The sequence below is a fragment of the Ramlibacter alkalitolerans genome (assembly GCF_016722765.1).
GTDB lineage: Bacteria > Pseudomonadota > Gammaproteobacteria > Burkholderiales > Burkholderiaceae_C > Ramlibacter > Ramlibacter alkalitolerans.
The window spans coordinates 201,774-218,692 of the sequence record NZ_JAEQND010000007.1 but is presented as its reverse complement, the minus strand read 5'-3'; the positions used below and the strand labels follow the sequence as shown (position 1 = coordinate 218,692).

Below are 16,919 nucleotides of genomic sequence, written 5' to 3'. Positions count from 1 at the left end.
GAAAGTCTGGCACGCCCCGCATGGCTGGCTTCGATTCCACGGCCGCGTCGCGGGTTTACCCGTACGGGAGGCGCCGGGACCAGCGGCGCCCGGCCGTGGCGGGTTCATTTGGACCAATGCATATACTGGCAGTCCCGCCGCCCCTTGCGATGCCGAACATGAACCCCATCCGATCCTGCCTTCCCATCCTCCTGACGGCCGTGCTCGCCGCCTGCAGCACGCCGCCCAAGCCGGCGGAATCGACCGTGCCCGAGGTGGCCGTGCGGCCGACGCCGCCGGTGGCCACGGTGAGGCCGGCCGCCCCCGCCTCGACCTCGCCCGCGCCGCAAGCGGCAGCGCGGCCGGAATACCTGGACCCCAACAGCCCGCTGGCCCGCCAGCGCACCATCTTCTTCGGCTACGACGATTTCGGTCTCGGCCCCGAGGACCAGGCCATCGTGCAGCTGCAAGGGGCCTACCTCGCCAGGCACCCGGAAGTCGCGGTGCGGCTGGAAGGCAATGCCGATGAGCGCGGCAGCCCGGAATACAACCTCGCGCTCGGCAACAAGCGCGCCGAGGCCGTGCAGCGGGCGCTGCGCCTGCTGGGTGTCAAGGACACGCAGGTCGAGGCCATCAGCTGGGGCGAGGAGAAGCCGCGCGCGAGCGGCCACGACGAGGCCGCCTGGGCGCAGAACCGCCGCGTGGACTTCGTCTACCCCGCGCGGTGAAGCGGCAGCGCACGCGCGTGGGACCTGTGCCATTCGATCACGCATGAGCACGGCCGCGAAAGGCACTCCCAGGAAGGCCCCGGCGACGCAGCACCCCGTCGATCCGGCAACCAAGGTGCTGCGCCGCTTCCGGGTGGTGTTCAACGCCGTCAAGAGCCATTTCCGCGCGGTCGAGAAGACCTCCGGCATCTCCGGCGCCCAGGTGTGGGCGCTGAGCGTGATCCATGCCCGGGCGGGGGTGGGCGTCAAGGAGCTGGCCCGGGCCATGGACGTCCACCAGTCGACCGCCAGCAACCTGGTGCGCGCACTGCAGGAAGCAGGCATGGTCGTCTCCGCCCGCGAAGGCGAGGACCGCCGCGCGGTGCAGCTGTACCTCACCACGCGCGGCCACAAGGCCCTGGGCAAGGCGCCCGGCCCTTTCGAGGGCATCCTGCCCGACGCGCTCAAGAAGCTGGACGACAAGACGCTGGCCCGGCTCGACCGCGACCTGGCCAGCCTGATCCACCTGCTCGATCCGCAGGTGAAGGGTCGCAACGTGCCCTTGGGAGAGCGGGAAGACTGAGGCGCCGTAGCGGCGCCGCTCCGCGGGTCGCGCCTGTCCCGTCCCGCATCGACTGGCCTCGTCGCCGCCCGCGCAGTACGCTCGCGCCATGGCCGCCAGCCTCATGACCGAAGCGCCCGCTCGCGCCCACTACGAAGGCGATTTCGTCGCCTGGAGCGGCGGCTGCATGTTCATCGGCGCCGGCGGCGCCGCCATCGCGCCGCATGCGCACTATGCGATCCAGCTGGCCCTCGGCGCACCGGCGGGACTGTCGGTGCAGTTCGGTCGCCGCGGTGCCTGGCAGGAACTGGCGGCCACCCTGGTCCCCTCGCGCGCGGTGCATGCCATCGACGTCAGCCGCTGCGCCTGGAGCTGCGTCATCTTCATCGAGCCGGAGACGCTGGAAGGGCGGGCCATCACCAGGAGGCTGGCCGGCCAGCCGCTGGCGCTCCCTGCCGATGCGCTGGCCGTGGCGCCGGAGCGACTCGAACGGGCCTGGCGCGTCGAGCAGAGTGCCGACGCGGTGCGCGCGCTGGCGATCCAGCTGGTCGAAGGCCTGTCGCGCACGGTGCGGCAGGAGGCTTCGGATCCGCGCGTGCTGCAGGCGATCGCCCTGATCCGCGAACGCGGCGACGACGGCGTGGTGCTGGAGGAGCTCGCCGCGGCCGTCAAGCTCTCGCCCAGCCGCCTGCGCCACCTGTTCGTGCAGGAGACCGGCATGCCGCTTCGCACCTACGCCCTGTGGCGCCGTCTCCTGCAGGTCTGGGACCGCCTGATGGAGGGCGAAACGCTGTCGCGGGCCGCGCATTCGGCCGGTTTCGCCGATTCGGCGCACCTGTCGCGCACCGCGCGCACCATGTTCGGACTCGCGCCCTCGGCGATGCGGATGACGGGGCCGCTGGCCGCGCGGCAGCGGGACCCGCAACGTCACTTCGGCTGAACGACGGGCCCGGTGAGCGTGCCCAGGAAAGCCGCCAAGTCCTGCAGGTCGGAGGCGGAGAGGCGGATCGGCTGCCGTTCCCGGTGCTTCTCGCCGGCCTGTGCCAGTTCGCTGTGACCGAGCACGGCCGCCGGCGAGCGCCGGTAGTGATCGAGCACCTCCTCCAGGGTGGAGAACTGGCCCGCGTGCATGTACGGCGCGCGCTCCGCCACGTTGCGCAGGCCCGGCGTCCGGAAGGCGGCGAGCTGGCCGGCGTCGTTCGTGGCCAGGAAGCGCAGCTCCCCGCAATCCTGTTCGCCGGCGTCGCTGTACGGACCCAGGCAGTTGAATTCGTCCTGCTGCAGCTTCGCGACGGCGCCGGCGCGGCCCCGATCCGGCTGCGCCGCTTGCGCGGGCGGGACGCCGGTGTTGTGGAAGGCGTGGTCCGTCAGGAGCGGGCCGTTGTGGCAGGTCGCGCACTGGCCCGGGCCGAGGAAGAGCCGCAGGCCGCGCACTTCCGCCGGCGAGAGCACTTCCTGTCCGCGGCCATCGCGCGCCACGGTGGCGGCCGCATAGCGGTCGAACCGGGATTCGCCGTGGCGCACCTGCCGCTCGTAGGCGGCGATCGCCTTGCCCATGTTGGCGAACACGCGGTTCACCGCCGTGCGCGTGGAGGCGGGCAGGGCCTCCCAGGCCGCCCGCTCCGACGCGCTGCCGACGGGCGAGGCGGCGGCCGGCAAGGGCCCGAGCTCCGGCAGCGGGCCGAAGGCCTGCGCGTACTCCCCGGGATACCGGGCAGCCACGGTCCGCACCAGCATGACGCGATTGGCGCCGTGTTCGGCCGGATCCTCCAGCGGCCCGAGGGCCTGCGACCACAGGCTGTCCTTGCGGCCGTCCCAGAACAGGAAGGGCGCGTGCGCCGCGCCCATGACGGGCATGGTGCGGCGCTTGCCCGTCCCCACGCCCTGGCCGACCTTGCGGCCGTCCTGGAACTGTCGGTCGGCGTCGTGGCAGCTCGCGCAGGCGACCTTGCCATTGCCGCTCAGGCGCGTGTCGTGGAACAGGGCGCGACCCAGGGCAGCGGCCTGCGGCTTCGCCTCGTACGCATTCGACGGGTCCGCCGGCGGCGGGCCGGCCTCCTTCAGCTGCATCGAGGCGATCGTGGCGATTTCCTGCGCCGTCCAGCGGTCGCGCGGCGCGCCGTCCTGCGCTGCCACGACCGACACCAGCAGGAGGGCGATGCCGGCGCCTGCGATCGCCAGGGCCTTATTCATGCGTGTTCCTCGCCGCCGTGGTCCTCGGCGCATCGACGACGGTGTTGAACGTGATCTTGTCGGGGCCCGCGGCGGCGTCGATGGCGAGCTTCAACTCCCACCAGCCCGTCATGCTGAACTTCATGCCATCGAGCAGGTAGGTGCCAGCCTCGAGCTCGCGCGTCACCCGCGGCTGCGTCGGCAGGCCGTGACCGTGCTGGGGCATGCCGCCGTCGACGGCGAAGCGTGCATGGACGACGGGGGCGCCGTCGGCGGTGGCCAGCTTCACCCGCCAGGCGTGGAGCTGGTTGATCGCGGGCGGCTGCGGCGGCGGCACCAGCGCCACCCGGTACACGCCGGCGGCGGTCGGCTTGTCGAGCGAGAGGTCCAGGTTGGCGGGAGGGGTGCTGCAGCCGGCGATGGCGGCGGCGAGGGCGAGCAGGGCGAGTGCGGCGGGCCGGGGGAGGGGGTGCATCGGGCGCTCCTTGTGGGATGGAAGGAGCGGATTGTTCCGGTCGCGGCCTTTCCGGAATTGAATGAAAGGGCTGCCGGCGCAGCCCTTTCGTTCAAGTGCAAGGCGGGTCAGGCGGCGGGGGCGAATGCTGCCTTGCCGGCCGTCCAGGCGAGGGCCCCCAGCGCCACGAAGGGCAGCGCGATCACGAAGGCGAGACCGGCGAAGGGCGCGGCCAGCAGCTCGAGCAACAGCATCGCGACACTGCCGGCGGCCTGCGTTTCTTCGGCGGCAGCGACCTGCACCGCCGGCAGCGCTTCGACCTGTACCGCCGCAGCCGCGGGCCGTTCTTCGGCGGCTGCGGCTGCCGTGGGTGCCGGCTTCCTCGCCCCTTCGATGGCGCACCAGAGCAGCATGCCGAGGCCGACGAAGGGAAGCAGCACCGCATAGGCGAGGCCGATGAAGGGCGAGGCGAGGAACAGGACCATGTTCTTCAGCAGCCCGGGGACCCGCGTCGCGAGAGCCGGAGTGGCGCGTTCAGCGGACATCGGGCCGTTGAAGGCGAGGGTGGTGCGCAGTGCTGTCATGGTCTTCTCCGTTGTTGTCTGTCGAAGCCAGAGCATCAGCCGTGCCATGCGCCGCGCGGGCCGTGGATTGCGTTCAGGATCAAGCACTTGCGCCTGCGCACCGGCAGCCCGCCGCCGGCGCGGCCCGCTTCGAAGTACACGGGCGGCATGCAGCGCGCCGCAGCGCCCCGGCGCATCCGCAATGAAATCAAGGCCTTGCACGATGGGCGCGGCGTGCACGCGAAACATGCACCGGCCATCGCAGGCGCGCCGCGCTCCGACGCGCGCCCCGATGCCTGCCGGCGGCACGCCACGCGGCCGTCCTACAGCAACCTCTGCCAAGGGTGGACAGCCCGCCTGCAGGCGCACGCCGAAGAATGCGCAGCTACAGGGTCGCATCTTCGCGCGAACCGTCACGCAGGGACCAACCATGGCAGACGAAGCCGATCTCGCATTCGATTCCGAGCAGCGCCACCTGACGCACGCGCTGGCGGCGCAGCGCCAGCGCCTGAGCGTGCTGCGGCCCGCGGGCAGCTGCCACAACTGCGGCAACACGGAAGGCATCCAGGACCGCCTGTTCTGCGACGGCGACTGCGCCGCGGACTGGGAGTACGAGGATGGCTTGCGCCGCCGGCTCGGCCTGCCGGCGACGCGGGCCTTTGCCCAGGCCGCAACGAGCGCCGCGGCTTCCCACGCCGGCTAGCGCCGGCGTTTGCCGGCCCGTTCTTCGCCGCGGCGGCCCAGCGTTGCCGGCTCCCGCGGCGCACGCACAATCGTCCGATGACCAGCCAACGCGAGCGGATGCTGGCGGGCGAACCGTACGACGCCCAGGATCCCGAACTGGTGGCCGCCCGCGAGCGTGCCCGCCTGCTCTGTGCGCGCATCAACGCCTTGTCTCCGCACGATCCCGGGCGGCGGCAGGTGCTGCAGGAACTGTTCGGTGCCGGCGGCGAGAGCGTCTACGTGACCGCGCCATTCTTCTGCGACTACGGTGGGAACATCGAGCTGGGCGAACACGTCTACTTCAACTTCAACTGCGTGGTGCTCGATGTCTGCCGCGTGCGCATCGGCTCGCACACGCTGTTCGGGCCCGCCGTGCAGGTCTATACCGCCCTGCACCCGATGGATGCGGCACTGCGCCGCCGGCAGGAGTACGGCAGGCCGGTCACGATCGGATCGGATGTCTGGATCGGTGGCGCCGCCGTGATCCTGCCGGGCGTGCAGATCGGGGATGGCGCGGTCGTGGGTGCGGGCAGCGTCGTCACCCGCGACATCCCGGCCGGCATGTTCGCCGCCGGCAATCCCTGCCGGGTGATCCGTCCGGCCTGAGGCGCTACGGCAGCCTGGCGGCCGGGCCGCGCCAGCCCGCGCGTCAGCCTGCGCCTACGCTGGAACCGCCCGCCCTCGGGCTGTCGCCGCGCACACGGCGCGTATCTTGAAGGATCGTAACGACTACCGGAGAAAACAACATGCCCCAGCAGGACGCACTCGCCTTGCTCGATGCCGACCACAACAAGGTCGCAGCCCTGTTCCAGCAGTACAAGACCGCGCATGACGACAACCGCAAGCGCCTGCTGGCGCAGCAGATCTGCCAGGAACTCACCGTCCATGCGCAGATCGAGGAAGAGATCTTCTATCCCGCCTTCGGCCGCGCCACCGGCGACCAGCAGCTCCTGCAGCATTCGCGCAAGGAGCACCAGGAAGCGCGCGAGCTGATCTCGAAAGTGGAGAACACGCCGACCGACGCACGCCTGATGCTCGAACTCGAAGACGCGGTGCTGCACCACGTGAACGACGAGCGCGAGAAGATGTTCCCGCAGGCCCGCAAGGCGCAGGGCCTGGACCTGATGCAGCTCGCGACGCAGCTCGAGGCCCGCAAGAGCGAGCTGATGGCGCCGCACCCGGCCTGACGGCTACTTCTGCTTCTTGGCGATCGCCCGGGCCAGCGCCTTCTTGTCCATGGAGGAGCGGCCCGGCACATCGAGCTGCCGGGCGCGCTCGTACAGCTCCTGGCGGGTGTGCCCGATCGCGTCGACGCCGCCGAAGGTCTCGCCCTTGCCGGCGCGCTTTTCCTTCGTCGTCCTGGTTGACCGCGGGTCCGACGGGCCCTTGTGGTCCTTGGCTTCCCAGTGGTCGCCCACCTTCTCGAAGCTGTGCTTGAGCGACGCATAGGCCGTGCGGCTGGCGCGCTCGCCCTTGCCGTACTCGGCTTCCGCGTGCTTGAGCGTCTCGGCGTAGGTGCGCTGCGCCTTCTTCGGCGAGCGCTCCAGCGTGCTGGGCATGTCGACCCCGGATTTCTTCGGCATGGTGGTCTCCTTTCGCGCTTCCGACCGGTCCATTTTCGGCGGGCAAGGCAAGGGCTCCTGTCGGACGCAGCGCACTGTCGCCCGGTACGGGCTGTGACGGTGGCGCGCCGCTGGGCCGGCTCACTTCCGTACGCATTGCCGGGCACTTCGGGCTGAAACCCGGGTCCAACATCTGTTGCGCGGCGGTCTCAGACGCCCGGAATTGACCCCGCGCAAATGACGGCCGCCGTTATGCATGAGGATGGCGTTACAGTCCGGCTCACGGAGACCCGCATGTTCGCTTCGTCCCACTATCCCCCCCTCGCTGCCGAGCCTGAGGCCCAGGCTCCCTGCGCGCCGGTGCCGGAGGACGAGGGCCGCCACTCGGAAGAGTCGCGCCGCGCAACTGCCGCGGTGTTGCTGCCGCGCGGCAAGCCGGGTGCATGGCTGCTGCTGCTGGTCGCCTGCTGCGCCTTCGTCGTGGTGGAAGCGATCGCCCTGCGGCTGGCCTGAGCCCCACCCGCCAGAAAAAAAAGCCCGGCGCGCAACGCGCCGGGCTTACAGCGGGCCCTGTCTGCAGCCCGTCCCCACGACATCGAAACCTGGAACAGCTGGATGAATCTGATTCCTCACAACTGTTTCAAGAAGTATCTCCGAGCCGGGGACTTCTGCCAACCCCGCTCGGCCCCGTGTTCCGTCCGCCCGTCAGGCCGCACAAAGAAAAGCCCCGCCGCAGCGGGGCTGGCTAGGGAAGCGGCGTCGCGTCAGCCCTGGCGCTGGATCAGCGTGAGGTGTTCTTCCGCCGTCTGGCTGCCGCTGGTGGCGGTGACCCGCAGGTCGTAGCGTGTCCCCGGAATGGGCAGGCCGCCGCGCGGCGCGAGGGCCACGCCGAAGTAGCCGTTGCGGTCCGCCTGCACGGACTGGTCCGCCACCGGCTGGGTCACGCCCAGCACTCCGGCGACGTTGGCCACGGCCTCCACCTGCACCCGCACGTTCGCGTGGGGCACGGTGCGGCCCTGGATGGACAGGTTGCCGGCCGCATCGACCACCATGTTGTTGCTGTGGCTGGTGATCTGCAGCGGCAGCTCGGCGCCCGCCGGCCCGCTGAAGCGCTCGCCCGGCGTGACGTCGAAGGACCAGCTCTTGGTGCTGGCGTTGCCGGCCTGGTCGCGCACCGTCACTTCGGCGGTATAGCGTCCCGGGTCGAGGTCGGCCCGGTAGTGCAGTTCCTCGGGCGTCACCCGGGCATCGGCGGTCACGTCGCGACCGTTCAGGCGCAGGCGCACCGAGGCGGGATCGATGCCGCTGCCTTCGTCGGACAGGTGGGCGCGCACCTGCGTGCGGCCCCGTTCCGCGACGCGCTCGCCGTTGGCCGGCGTGAGCTCGCTGATCTGCGGCGCGCGCTCGTCGCGGCGGGCGCCGACGTCGCGATCCTCGCCGCGCAGGTCCACCCGTGCCGTCTGGCGCTGGCTGCCGCTGCGCAGCGTGGCGACGGCATTGCGGAAGGCATCCAGGTCGTCGCGGCGGCGGACCGTGTAGGTGCCCTCATAGACGCCAGGCCGCACTTCGCTGAGGTCGACCCCCCGGATCACGCCCGGGATGTCCATCCAGGCATCGCCGCCCGGCGCGCCCACCAGGCGGAAGCGCAGTTCGCTTCCGGGCTCGAGCCGGCCCGGGGACCGCAGCACGAAGCGCTCGATGGCCGGGGCCTGGGCCGTGGCAGCAGGCGGCGCCGCGGCCGCGCCCATGGCCAGGGCCTGGAACGACGGCGGGAAGTTGAACTTGCGCGAATAGACCCGCTCGCCGAAGGTCACCCGCGCGGTCATCAGCGTCGTCGGATCGATGCGGTCGCTGCGCCGCACGACGTAGGAGCCGGCGTAGTTGCCGGCCGACTGCTGGCGCAGTTGCACCGCCGGCCCGTTGTCCCCCAGCGTCAGCGTGGCCCGGCGCGCATTCGGCGTCGCGTACAACTGCACCCGCAGCGTGGCCCCGGGGGAGAGGCCGGAGTCCGAGTTGAGGGACATGTTCGTGATCTGCGGGGTGGCGGCGCGGGCGGTGGCCGCCTGCGCAGGCGCCGCGACGAAGCTCGCGGCCAGGGGCGCCAGCAGCATCGCTGCCAGCGCGGTGGATCTCAGTATGGTTTTCACGGACACCTCCAGGAGTTCAGGCTGTTGCCTGCAACTTAGGAGGGTCAGCTCGGCCGGCGTGTCGGAGGCGTCCTGCGCGGCGCGTGGGAACCGCGCCCCCGCGGGTGCCGGTCAGGTCGACTGAGCCATGTCACTGCGGGCCGCCGGGCGGCTGGGGCGGTCGGGGCAGGCGCGAATCCTGCGGCATCTCGCTGGCCGAACCGGCCTGGAAGTTGGTCAGCCGCGTTTCCTCTCCCATGTCGCCGAAGAAGCGTTCGGCGGCCTCGCCCTCGGCCACCTGCGCCCGGTACCACGCGACCGCGCCGGCGCCGAGCAACAGCAGCACGATGCCGCCCCAGGAGTGCAGGACCATGGACAGGCCCAGCAGCACCAGGCTGACCAGCACGGCGGCGGCGGCGAAGAAGGCAGTTCGGCTCATGGCGTCGGGGGCGGCCACATCGTAGCGACGGCGCTGGCCCGGATCCGTAACCGATCGCGCCGGGACTCAGCGAACCGGCTGCGGTTCGCCGGGCGCCGCCGGCTCCTCCGCCGAGGCGGCGCGCCCGGGCCGCCGACCCATGTCCTGCGGATCGTCCACCGAGGCCATCGCGTTCACCAGCTTCTGCACGCCGCGCATCTGCTGCACCTGCTCCAGCAGGCCGTCGCGTTCCTTGGACAGCACGCGGCCGCCCAGGCGGACGACGCCGTTGTCGACGCTGACGTCGATCGTGTCGGGATGGCTCACCAGCCGGCCGAGCCGGGTCTGGATCTGGTCGCGCAGGTCGGCGTCGCTTTGCGGGTCGGCCTGGGTGACGCGGTGGTACGCGCGCGTGCGCTGGCGAGCCTGCCGCCTCTCCTGCGGCAGGCCGCTGCGAACGAGTTCGGCCAGCAGCCGGCGGCGCTGCGCCCCCAGCTCTGGGTCGAGGTAGTACATGGCCAGCGCGCCGGCTGCCACTGCGCCAAGGGTGCCTAGGGGCCTCATGGGTTGCTCCGCTTCGCCGGAAAGAGGTTCAAGCATAAGTCGATTCGCGCCGCGGGGCAGCGGGCTGGATCTTGACGCTGGTCACCTGTTCGAGCCCCGCCAGCACCGCCTGCAGGGCGAACCGGTGCTGGCGCCACAGCGCCATGAAGCGCTTGTCGTGGTCCGATTCCAGCCAGTGCTCGGGGTCGCGCAGCCACAGCGCCTGCTGCGTGCCCAGGAAACTGATGATGCGGTTGTGGACGGCCACCAGCTGCGCCATGTCGCCGGCCAGTTCCGGGAACCAGGCCATGCGGATGGTGCAGGCGTCGTCCAGCGCCTCCGCCGCTTCCGGGGGCTCGCCCTGGAACACGGCGGCCAGGCGCTGGGCGCACACCCATTCCGAATAGCGTTCCAGGGCCTGCAGCAGGCGCTGGGCCTGCTGGCGGCGCAGGTCGTGGCGGCCCTGGTGGCGCGCCAGCACCCAGCTGAGGACGCCGATCGCGATCAGCACGGCGAGAAGCCAGAAGGCCAGGTAGAGGGTGGAGTCCATCGGATCGGGCTTCAGGCCGCACGCTTGGCGCGCGTCGTTGCAGGGGGGCTTTTCTTCGCTGCGGACTTGCCGGCCTTCTTGCGCGGGCTGGCGGCCGCCACGGCGCGTTCCGCCTCCGGCCGCTGGCTGGCGGTGCGGGACCGGCTCGCAGCCTTCTGCGCCGGCGCTCTGGCCGGCGCCGGGGCGGGCGCCGCCTTCGCGCCGCCCTTGAGGCTGCGGCGCAGCAATTCGGTCAGGTCGATGACGTCGGCGCCCTGCGCGTCGGGGGCCGGCTCCAGCGGTTCGACGGTGCTCGCCTCACCCGCCTTCGCCTTGGCTTCCACCAGCTTCATCACCGCGTCGTGGAAGTTGTCGCGCAGTTCGTCCGCGTGCCAGTGGCCGCTCATCTCCTCGATCAGGTGCCTGGCCATGGCCAGCTCGGTGTCGCGGATGCCGGCCGCCTTGCCTTGCGCCGGCAGGTTCAGGCCCTCCCAGGACCGGATCTCGCCGCCCCAGCGCAGCAGGTTCAGCACCAGCGCCGGGCCGCAGGGCAGCACCACCGCCAGGTGCTGCTTGCTGCGGATCACCACCCGCGCGAGCGCCGCCTTGCCGGTTTCCCTGAGGGCCTCGCGCAGCAAGGCATAGACCTTCTCGCCCTTGTTGATCGGTGCCGTGTAGTAGGGTTTCTCGAGATAGACGAAGGGCACCTCGTTCACGTCCATGAAGGCCGCGATCTCGATCGTCTGGGTGGTGCGGGGGTAGGCCTCGGCGATTTCATCCGGCGACAGCACCACGTACTGGCCCTTGCTGAATTGGACGCCCTTGACCACGTCCTCCTTGGCTATCTCCTTGCCGGTGCGCTTGTTGATGCGCTTGTAGCCCACCGGGTCGAGGGTGCGGCGGTCCAGCCAGTCGAAATCGACGTCGGTTTCCTCGGTCGCCGAATAGAGGCCGACCGGGATGTGCACCAGCCCGAACGTGATGGCGCCCTTCCACAGGGATCGGGTGGAAGTCTTCGCCATGCCCTTGGTATCTGCCATTGAAAAAGTATGTGCGGATGTTTCCGGGCAGTTTGCGAAGTTGCCCGGCCGCAGCGTGTCGGACGCGCGCCGCCGGTCCTGTAGGCAGCCATCGACACGTGCGCGGGGGCGGGGCGCGACGCAAGGCCGCGGGGCGCAAGCGGCTGCGCCGGCGAGGCGGGGGGCCACGGCCGGCGCAGGGGCGGGGAAGAGGGGGAGGGGCAGAGCGACAGGGGCAAGGTTCCCGCGTCCTGTGTGGATGGCGTGGCAGCCACCCCCGGATCGGCGCCGGCGCGGGCCTGGCGGCCCGCGGAGCCTGGCGCGCAGCGCGTGGTCCGTTGCCCGCGGGGATCAGGCGCGGGGAGCTTCGCTGACGGCGGACGCCGTCGCGCGTGCGTGGCGCTTCTTGCCGGCGGCGCGCGCTTCCTCGCTGGTGAACTCGTGCGCGTGGCCGCTCTGGTGCGCCGCGCGGCCGCCGAGGCTGGCGATCTCGCGCTGGCGCTGCGGATCCATCGCAGCGAAACCGCGCAGCGACTTCTTCGTGGCGGGCTTCATGTTGTCGGCATCGTGGACGGATTGTTCCATGGGGTCCTCGTCTAGGTTGGTCTGCGAACGCGGGGGGCTCGCCCGCTGTCCAGGGTCTTGCGTTGCCGGCTTGGTGGGCGTCAGGCCAACGCAACGGCAGAGTCTGTGCGCAATGCGCTGCGCAGCTTGTAGGACGATGCCTCTAGCTATGTCGGTGAGGTCCTTCGCACGCGCGCGCAGCATCGGAAGCTGCAGACAGGCGATGTTCTAGACTCGGACGATGAAACCGGAGTCCCTGCCCGCCCCCGCCACATCGGCCGAACGAGAGTGGGTGGAGGGCGAACTGGTTCGCAGCCTGATGCGCACGCAGCGCAGTACCCAGTGGCTGGCGCTGTTGCTGGTGGCGATGGTGGTGGGCATCCTGTCGGACGACAACGAACCGGAGCGCCTGATCGCCTGGGTCGTGGTCTGGGTGGCGGTGGCCGCCTGGCGCCTGTGGGTGATCCAGGAGTACCGCACCCAGGTCATGGGGCAGCCGACGCAGGCGCACCTGGCGTTCTTCCGCCGCCGCCTGTGGGTGTGGCCGGTCTCGGCGCTGGTCTGGGGTCTCACGACCGAGCTCTATTTCGACCGCTCGCCCCTGGGCGACCAGTACATCTGCTGGCTGATCATGGCGGGGCTGGCGATGTTCTCGATCAACAGCCTGTCGGCGCGCCTCGGCGTGATGCGGGCCTACCTGGACATCCTGGCCGGCACCTCGCTGGCCGTCATGGCGTGGCGCATGGTGGTCGAACTGCAGCTGCAGGGCCCCGTGTACCACTGGTGGGTGGCACTGCTGCTCGTGATCTTCTGGCAGGTGCTGCGCATCGCGGGCGAGCGCCTGCACGAGACGCTGCGGCGCAACTTCGAGCTGCAGTACCGCAACATGCAGCTGATCGAGTCCCTCACCCGCCAGACGCAGGCGGCGCTGGACGCCGTGGAGATCAAGAACCGCTTCCTGGCCAGCGCCGCCCACGACATCCGGCAGCCGGTGCACGCGCTGGGGCTGTACGCCGACTGGCTGCGCGGCGAGCCGGAACTGGTGAACGAGCTGGCGCCCAAGATCGTGGCGGCGACCAAGGCCGTCAACCACCTGTTCGATTCACTGTTCGACCTGGCGCGGCTCGACTCGGGCAAGGTGCGGCTGAACGTGGAGGCGGTGGATCTCGCCAAGCTGCTGCGCAGCCTGGAGCTGCAGTACCGGCCCCTGTGCCAGGCCAAGGGCCTGGCGCTGCGCATGCACGTGTGCCCGGGAACCGTCCGCTCCGACCCGATCCTGCTGCAGCGCGTCGTCGGCAACCTCATCTCCAACGCGGTGAAGTACACGCAGAAGGGCGGCGTGCTGGTGGCTTCGCGCTGCACGCCGGCCGGCATGCGCATCGAGATCTGGGACACGGGTGCCGGCATCGCGCCGGCGCACCAGCGGGAGATCTTCCGCGAGTTCTACAAGGTGCCGGGGCACAGCGGCACCGAGGAAGGCTTCGGGCTCGGGCTGTACATCGTGGCGCGGCTGACGCACATCCTGGGGCATCCGCTCACGTTGCGCTCCCGCGTCGGCCGCGGCACGGTGTTCCGCCTGCAGCTGCAGCCGACCGACGCCCACGAAGCGAGCGAGCGCGCCAGTGCCGCGATGGCGCAGCTGTACCCGGAGCACGAGGAAGCCACCGGGCCCTGATCGCCCGGCGGGGGCTTCAGCTGGCCAGCAGGCCGTGGGTGCGCGCGTAGTGGATCGTCTGGGTGCGGCTCTTGACCCCGAGCCGGCGGAACAGGCGCCACAGGTGCACCTTGACCGTGTGCTCGCTGATCCCGAGTTCGTCGGCGATCTCGCGATTGGACAGCCCGCGATCGAGCATCACGATCAACTGCTTCTGGCGCTTGGACAGCTTGTTGTCCGTGGGTGCGAGTTCCTCGAACTGGCCGTCGGCGGAGAGCAGCGCGCGCAAGGCGTTGCCGATCTCCTGCGCACCCGAGGACTTCTCGATGTAGATGTCGGCGCCGGCCTCGATGCAGGCCTCTTCCGCGTCGCTCGAGGGCGAGGCGGAGAGCACGGCCAGCGGCGTTTCCGGGAACAGGTTCTTGAGTTCATGCACGCCCGAAGTGCCGGTGGTGTCCGGCAGCTTCAGGTCGAGCGTGATCAGGTCCGGCGCGCCGTGCTGCTTCACCGCGGCCTCGATCCCACCGATGCGATCGAGCTCGACGACGTTGGCACCGGGGCGCATCCGGCGCATCAGCATCACGACCGCTTCCCGCATCAGCGGGTGGTCGTCGATGACGTACACGTTCATGGTAGGGTTCAATGTCATTCCTGCGACTAGCCGTCAAGGATAACGCTTCACGCGTGAGGAGTTAGGTGTTAACACCTTCGTTTGCGGCATCGGCAAGCTCCTTCAGCGCCGCTTCCACCTGCTGAGGCAGCACGCCCTCGGCGGGGGCGGCCTTGCCGTCCTGCGGCAGGGTCTGCGCAGCCTTGAGCGCGGCGATGACCTGCCCCGCTTCCCTGGGCGAGGCGAAGCCGGCGCTTTGCAGCAGCAGCCGGCCCTGCGCGTCGACGAACTTGAAGTAGAACAGCCCGTCGGCCTCGCGGTACTGCTTGAAGGCCGGCAGGCTGGCCTTGCCCTTGTCCTTCTTCGCGCCCGCCGCCACGCTAGCCAGCCGGCGCAGGCCGACGGCCTCGCGCAGTTCGCGCATCAGCGGCGTGGCACGGGTGCGCGCCTTGGCGGCGCCGGCCTGCAGCACGTCCTCGAGTTCCTGCGGGTGCGCGACCAGGTGCTCGTACTTCGCGCGCATGGGCGCGATCTCGCGGTCGATGCGCTCGAACAGCAGCTGCTTGGCATCGGACCAGGCGATGCCGGCGGCGTAGGCCTCGCGCAGCGCCTGCGTTTCCTGCGGCGAGGCGAAGGCCTGGAAGATCTGGAACAGCGCCGAGCCTTCCGCCTCCTTGGGCTCGCCGGGGGCGCGCGAATCCGTCACGATCGAGAAGATCTGCTTGCGCACCTGCTCGCGCGGGCTGAACAGGCCGATCACGTTGTCGTAGCTCTTGCTCATCTTCCGGCCGTCCAGGCCGGGCAGCAGGGCCACCGATTCGTCGATCTGCGCTTCCGGCAGCACCAGGTGCTCGCCGTACAGGTGGTTGAAGCTCTGCGCCATGTCGCGCGCCATCTCGATGTGCTGCACCTGGTCGCGGCCGACCGGGATGCGGTGCGCCTGGAACATCAGGATGTCGGCGGCCATCAGCACCGGGTACATGAACAGGCCCATGGTGACGTCGGTGTCGACGTCGGCGCCGGCCGCCGTGTTCTTGTCGACCTGCGCCTTGTAGGCGTGGGCGCGATTGAGCACGCCCTTGCCGGTGACGCAGGTGAGCAGCCAGGTCAGCTCCGTCACCTCGGGGATGTCGGACTGGCGGTAGAAGAAGACCTGCTCGGGGTCCAGCCCCGCGGCCAGCCAGCAGGCGGCGATCTCCAGCGTGGAGCGCTGGATGCGCGCCGGCTCGTCGCACTTGATCAGCGCGTGGTAGTCGGCCAGGAAGTAGAAGTTCTCGGCGCCGGCGCGGCGGCTGGCCTGCACCGCGGGGCGGATCGCGCCCACGTAGTTGCCCAGGTGCGGCGTGCCCGTGGTGGTGATGCCGGTGAGGTAGCGGACGGTTTCGCTCATGCGGTCAACGAAGCAGGAAATTCAGGGGGGAAAGCAGCAGGTCGAGGATCCAGTAGCCGGCCCCGATCAGCGGCCGCAGCCAGAAGGTGCTGACGACGCCGGCCACCACCAGGCCCATCACGATGAAGAAGCCCCAGGGCTCGATGCGGCTCAGGGCATAGGCCTGCCGCGCCGGCAGCACGCCCACCAGCACGCGGCCGCCATCGAGCGGCGGCAGCGGGAACAGGTTGAAGGCCCACATCACCAGGTTGCTCAGGACGCCGGCCTTGGCCATGAGGAGGAAGAAGCGCTCGTCGACGCCGGCCGCGACCAGGACGGTGAACAGCAGGGCCCAGAGGATCGCCTGGATGAAGTTGGAGGCGGGTCCGGCCAGTGCGACCCACACGCTGTCGCGCTTGGGGTGGCGCAGCGCGCCGAAGTTCACCGGCACCGGCTTGGCATAGCCGAAGAGGAAGTTGCCGGAGGTCGCGAAGTACAGCATCAGCGGCATCAGGATGGTGCCGATGGGATCGATGTGCTTGAACGGGTTGAGCGTGACGCGGCCCATCATGTAGGCCGTGTTGTCGCCGAAATGGCGCGCGACATAGCCGTGCGCGGCCTCGTGCACGGTGATCGCGAAAAGCACCGGCAGGGCGTAGATCAGGAGGGTCTGGATCGTATTGGGGTCCACGTCCCCATTGTGTCAGACCGTTGCCGGCGGGCTCTCAGAGCCCCAGGGCCGCCGGGTCGCCGCGGCCCTGGCGCACCAGGATCGCGTCGCCGCCGGTCTGCATCGGCGTGAGGTCCACCACGGTGGTGGGCTGGTCCGGGCAGGGCCCGGCGCCGATCACCGCATCGAGCTGCTTTTCGAAGCGGCCGCGGATTTCCTCCGGGTCGTTCATCGGGTCGGCATCCTGCGGCGCGAACAGGGTGGTCGCCAGCAGCGGCGCCCCGTGCGCTTCCAGCAGCCCCTGCAGCACGCGGTGGTCCGGCACGCGGATGCCGATGGTCTTGCGCTGCGGATGGCTCACGCGCCGCGGCACTTCGCGCGTCGCGTCGAGGATGAAGGTGTAGGCCCCCGGCGTGATCGCCTTGAGCAGCCGGTACTGCTTGTTGTCGACGCGCGCGTAGTTCGACAGCTCGCTCAGGTCGCGGCACAGCATCGTGAGGAGGTGCTTCTCGTCGACCCGGCGGATCTGCCGCAGCCGGTCGGCGGCCGACTTGTCATCGAGGTGGCAGGCGATGGCGTAGCTCGAATCGGTGGGCACCGCCACCACGCCGCCGGCGTTGAGGATCGCCACGGCCTGCTTCAACAGGCGCGGCTGGGGGTTCTCCGGGTGCAGTTCGAAATATTGGGCCATGGCT

At 70.4% G+C, this 16,919-nt stretch carries 22 protein-coding genes; 8 read left to right on the top strand and 14 right to left on the bottom strand.

All coding sequences use genetic code 11. The features are described from left to right. Positions 1 to 158: 158 nt before the first annotated feature. The 3 genes from pal to JI746_RS14025 all read left to right on the top strand — a co-directional run bounded on the left by pal (position 159) and on the right by JI746_RS14025 (position 2,188). The gene (gene pal / locus JI746_RS14035; RefSeq protein WP_201690277.1) at positions 159 to 707 is read left to right on the top strand and encodes a peptidoglycan-associated lipoprotein Pal; all 549 of its coding nucleotides are present in this window, start codon (positions 159 to 161) and stop codon (positions 705 to 707) included. A gap of 43 nt (positions 708 to 750) precedes the next feature. After that, positions 751 to 1,269, top strand: coding sequence for a MarR family winged helix-turn-helix transcriptional regulator (locus JI746_RS14030; protein ID WP_201690275.1), 519 nt, complete (start codon positions 751 to 753; stop codon positions 1,267 to 1,269). 88 nt (positions 1,270 to 1,357) lie between these two features. Then, positions 1,358 to 2,188 (top strand): AraC family transcriptional regulator, encoded by an 831-nt coding sequence (locus JI746_RS14025; RefSeq protein WP_236599825.1) that lies wholly within the window; start codon positions 1,358 to 1,360, stop codon positions 2,186 to 2,188. Here JI746_RS14025 and JI746_RS14020 read toward each other — a convergent pair. The 3 genes from JI746_RS14020 to JI746_RS14010 all read right to left on the bottom strand — a co-directional run bounded on the left by JI746_RS14020 (position 2,176) and on the right by JI746_RS14010 (position 4,686). Further along, on the bottom strand, positions 2,176 to 3,441 hold the full coding sequence (locus JI746_RS14020; protein ID WP_201690274.1) for a cytochrome-c peroxidase: 1,266 nt from the start codon (positions 3,439 to 3,441) through the stop codon (positions 2,176 to 2,178). The genes JI746_RS14025 and JI746_RS14020 overlap by 13 nt on opposite strands. Then, on the bottom strand, positions 3,434 to 3,895 hold the full coding sequence (locus JI746_RS14015; protein ID WP_201690273.1) for a FixH family protein: 462 nt from the start codon (positions 3,893 to 3,895) through the stop codon (positions 3,434 to 3,436). Before JI746_RS14015 ends, JI746_RS14020 begins: the two co-directional genes overlap by 8 nt. Before the next feature lie 107 nt (positions 3,896 to 4,002). Then, entirely contained in the window at positions 4,003 to 4,686 is a 684-nt protein-coding gene (locus tag JI746_RS14010; protein ID WP_201690272.1) for a hypothetical protein, read from the bottom strand. Positions 4,687 to 4,867: 181 nt separating this feature from the next. Between JI746_RS14010 and JI746_RS14005 the strand changes: the two genes are divergently transcribed. The 3 genes from JI746_RS14005 (at position 4,868) to JI746_RS13995 (ending at position 6,347) form a co-directional block, all read left to right on the top strand. Then, complete coding sequence (locus JI746_RS14005) at positions 4,868 to 5,140, top strand: hypothetical protein (protein WP_201690271.1); 273 nt, start codon at positions 4,868 to 4,870, stop codon at positions 5,138 to 5,140. A gap of 77 nt (positions 5,141 to 5,217) precedes the next feature. Further along, entirely contained in the window at positions 5,218 to 5,766 is a 549-nt protein-coding gene (locus tag JI746_RS14000; RefSeq protein ID WP_201690270.1) for a sugar O-acetyltransferase, read from the top strand. Between the two features lie 140 nt (positions 5,767 to 5,906). Next, positions 5,907 to 6,347 (top strand): hemerythrin domain-containing protein, encoded by a 441-nt coding sequence (locus JI746_RS13995; RefSeq protein ID WP_201690268.1) that lies wholly within the window; start codon positions 5,907 to 5,909, stop codon positions 6,345 to 6,347. A 3-nt stretch (positions 6,348 to 6,350) separates the two neighbouring features. On the opposite strand, the gene JI746_RS13990 is transcribed toward JI746_RS13995, so the two are convergent. Next, a complete protein-coding gene (locus JI746_RS13990) occupies positions 6,351 to 6,743 on the bottom strand; it encodes a ChaB family protein (protein WP_201690267.1) in 393 nt (130 codons plus the stop codon). 273 nt (positions 6,744 to 7,016) lie between these two features. On the opposite strand from JI746_RS13990, the gene JI746_RS13985 reads away from it, so the two are divergent. Beyond that, positions 7,017 to 7,235 carry a hypothetical protein gene (locus JI746_RS13985; RefSeq protein WP_201690266.1) on the top strand — a complete coding sequence of 73 codons (219 nt, stop codon included), beginning with the start codon at positions 7,017 to 7,019 and terminating at the stop codon, positions 7,233 to 7,235. 251 nt (positions 7,236 to 7,486) lie between these two features. On the opposite strand, the gene JI746_RS13980 is transcribed toward JI746_RS13985, so the two are convergent. From JI746_RS13980 to JI746_RS13955, 6 genes are all read right to left on the bottom strand, one after another. Beyond that, complete coding sequence (locus tag JI746_RS13980; protein WP_201690265.1) at positions 7,487 to 8,869, bottom strand: Ig-like domain-containing protein; 1,383 nt, start codon at positions 8,867 to 8,869, stop codon at positions 7,487 to 7,489. 130 nt (positions 8,870 to 8,999) lie between these two features. Further along, on the bottom strand, positions 9,000 to 9,287 hold the full coding sequence (locus JI746_RS13975) for a hypothetical protein (protein ID WP_201690264.1): 288 nt from the start codon (positions 9,285 to 9,287) through the stop codon (positions 9,000 to 9,002). 66 nt (positions 9,288 to 9,353) lie between these two features. Beyond that, complete coding sequence (locus JI746_RS13970) at positions 9,354 to 9,830, bottom strand: BON domain-containing protein (protein WP_201690263.1); 477 nt, start codon at positions 9,828 to 9,830, stop codon at positions 9,354 to 9,356. Between the two features lie 28 nt (positions 9,831 to 9,858). After that, complete coding sequence (locus JI746_RS13965; RefSeq protein WP_201690262.1) at positions 9,859 to 10,359, bottom strand: FxsA family protein; 501 nt, start codon at positions 10,357 to 10,359, stop codon at positions 9,859 to 9,861. Between the two features lie 11 nt (positions 10,360 to 10,370). Next, positions 10,371 to 11,378: a non-homologous end joining protein Ku gene (gene ku / locus JI746_RS13960; protein WP_201690260.1), complete on the bottom strand. Its 1,008-nt coding sequence runs from the start codon at positions 11,376 to 11,378 to the stop codon at positions 10,371 to 10,373. Between the two features lie 330 nt (positions 11,379 to 11,708). Then, positions 11,709 to 11,942 (bottom strand): KGG domain-containing protein, encoded by a 234-nt coding sequence (locus tag JI746_RS13955; RefSeq protein WP_201690258.1) that lies wholly within the window; start codon positions 11,940 to 11,942, stop codon positions 11,709 to 11,711. A 220-nt stretch (positions 11,943 to 12,162) separates the two neighbouring features. Between JI746_RS13955 and JI746_RS13950 the strand changes: the two genes are divergently transcribed. After that, positions 12,163 to 13,596 (top strand): sensor histidine kinase, encoded by a 1,434-nt coding sequence (locus JI746_RS13950; RefSeq protein WP_201690256.1) that lies wholly within the window; start codon positions 12,163 to 12,165, stop codon positions 13,594 to 13,596. A gap of 16 nt (positions 13,597 to 13,612) precedes the next feature. Here the strand turns inward: JI746_RS13950 and JI746_RS13945 are convergent, their stop codons facing one another. The 4 genes from JI746_RS13945 to JI746_RS13930 all read right to left on the bottom strand — a co-directional run bounded on the left by JI746_RS13945 (position 13,613) and on the right by JI746_RS13930 (position 16,915). Next, positions 13,613 to 14,206 (bottom strand): response regulator transcription factor, encoded by a 594-nt coding sequence (locus JI746_RS13945; RefSeq protein ID WP_201690254.1) that lies wholly within the window; start codon positions 14,204 to 14,206, stop codon positions 13,613 to 13,615. A gap of 61 nt (positions 14,207 to 14,267) precedes the next feature. Further along, positions 14,268 to 15,575 (bottom strand): tryptophan--tRNA ligase, encoded by a 1,308-nt coding sequence (locus JI746_RS13940; RefSeq protein WP_201690252.1) that lies wholly within the window; start codon positions 15,573 to 15,575, stop codon positions 14,268 to 14,270. A 4-nt stretch (positions 15,576 to 15,579) separates the two neighbouring features. After that, positions 15,580 to 16,245 (bottom strand): site-2 protease family protein, encoded by a 666-nt coding sequence (locus JI746_RS13935; protein WP_201690251.1) that lies wholly within the window; start codon positions 16,243 to 16,245, stop codon positions 15,580 to 15,582. Positions 16,246 to 16,279: 34 nt separating this feature from the next. After that, entirely contained in the window at positions 16,280 to 16,915 is a 636-nt protein-coding gene (locus JI746_RS13930; RefSeq protein WP_201690249.1) for an L-threonylcarbamoyladenylate synthase, read from the bottom strand. Between the last annotated feature and the right edge of the window lie 4 nt (positions 16,916 to 16,919).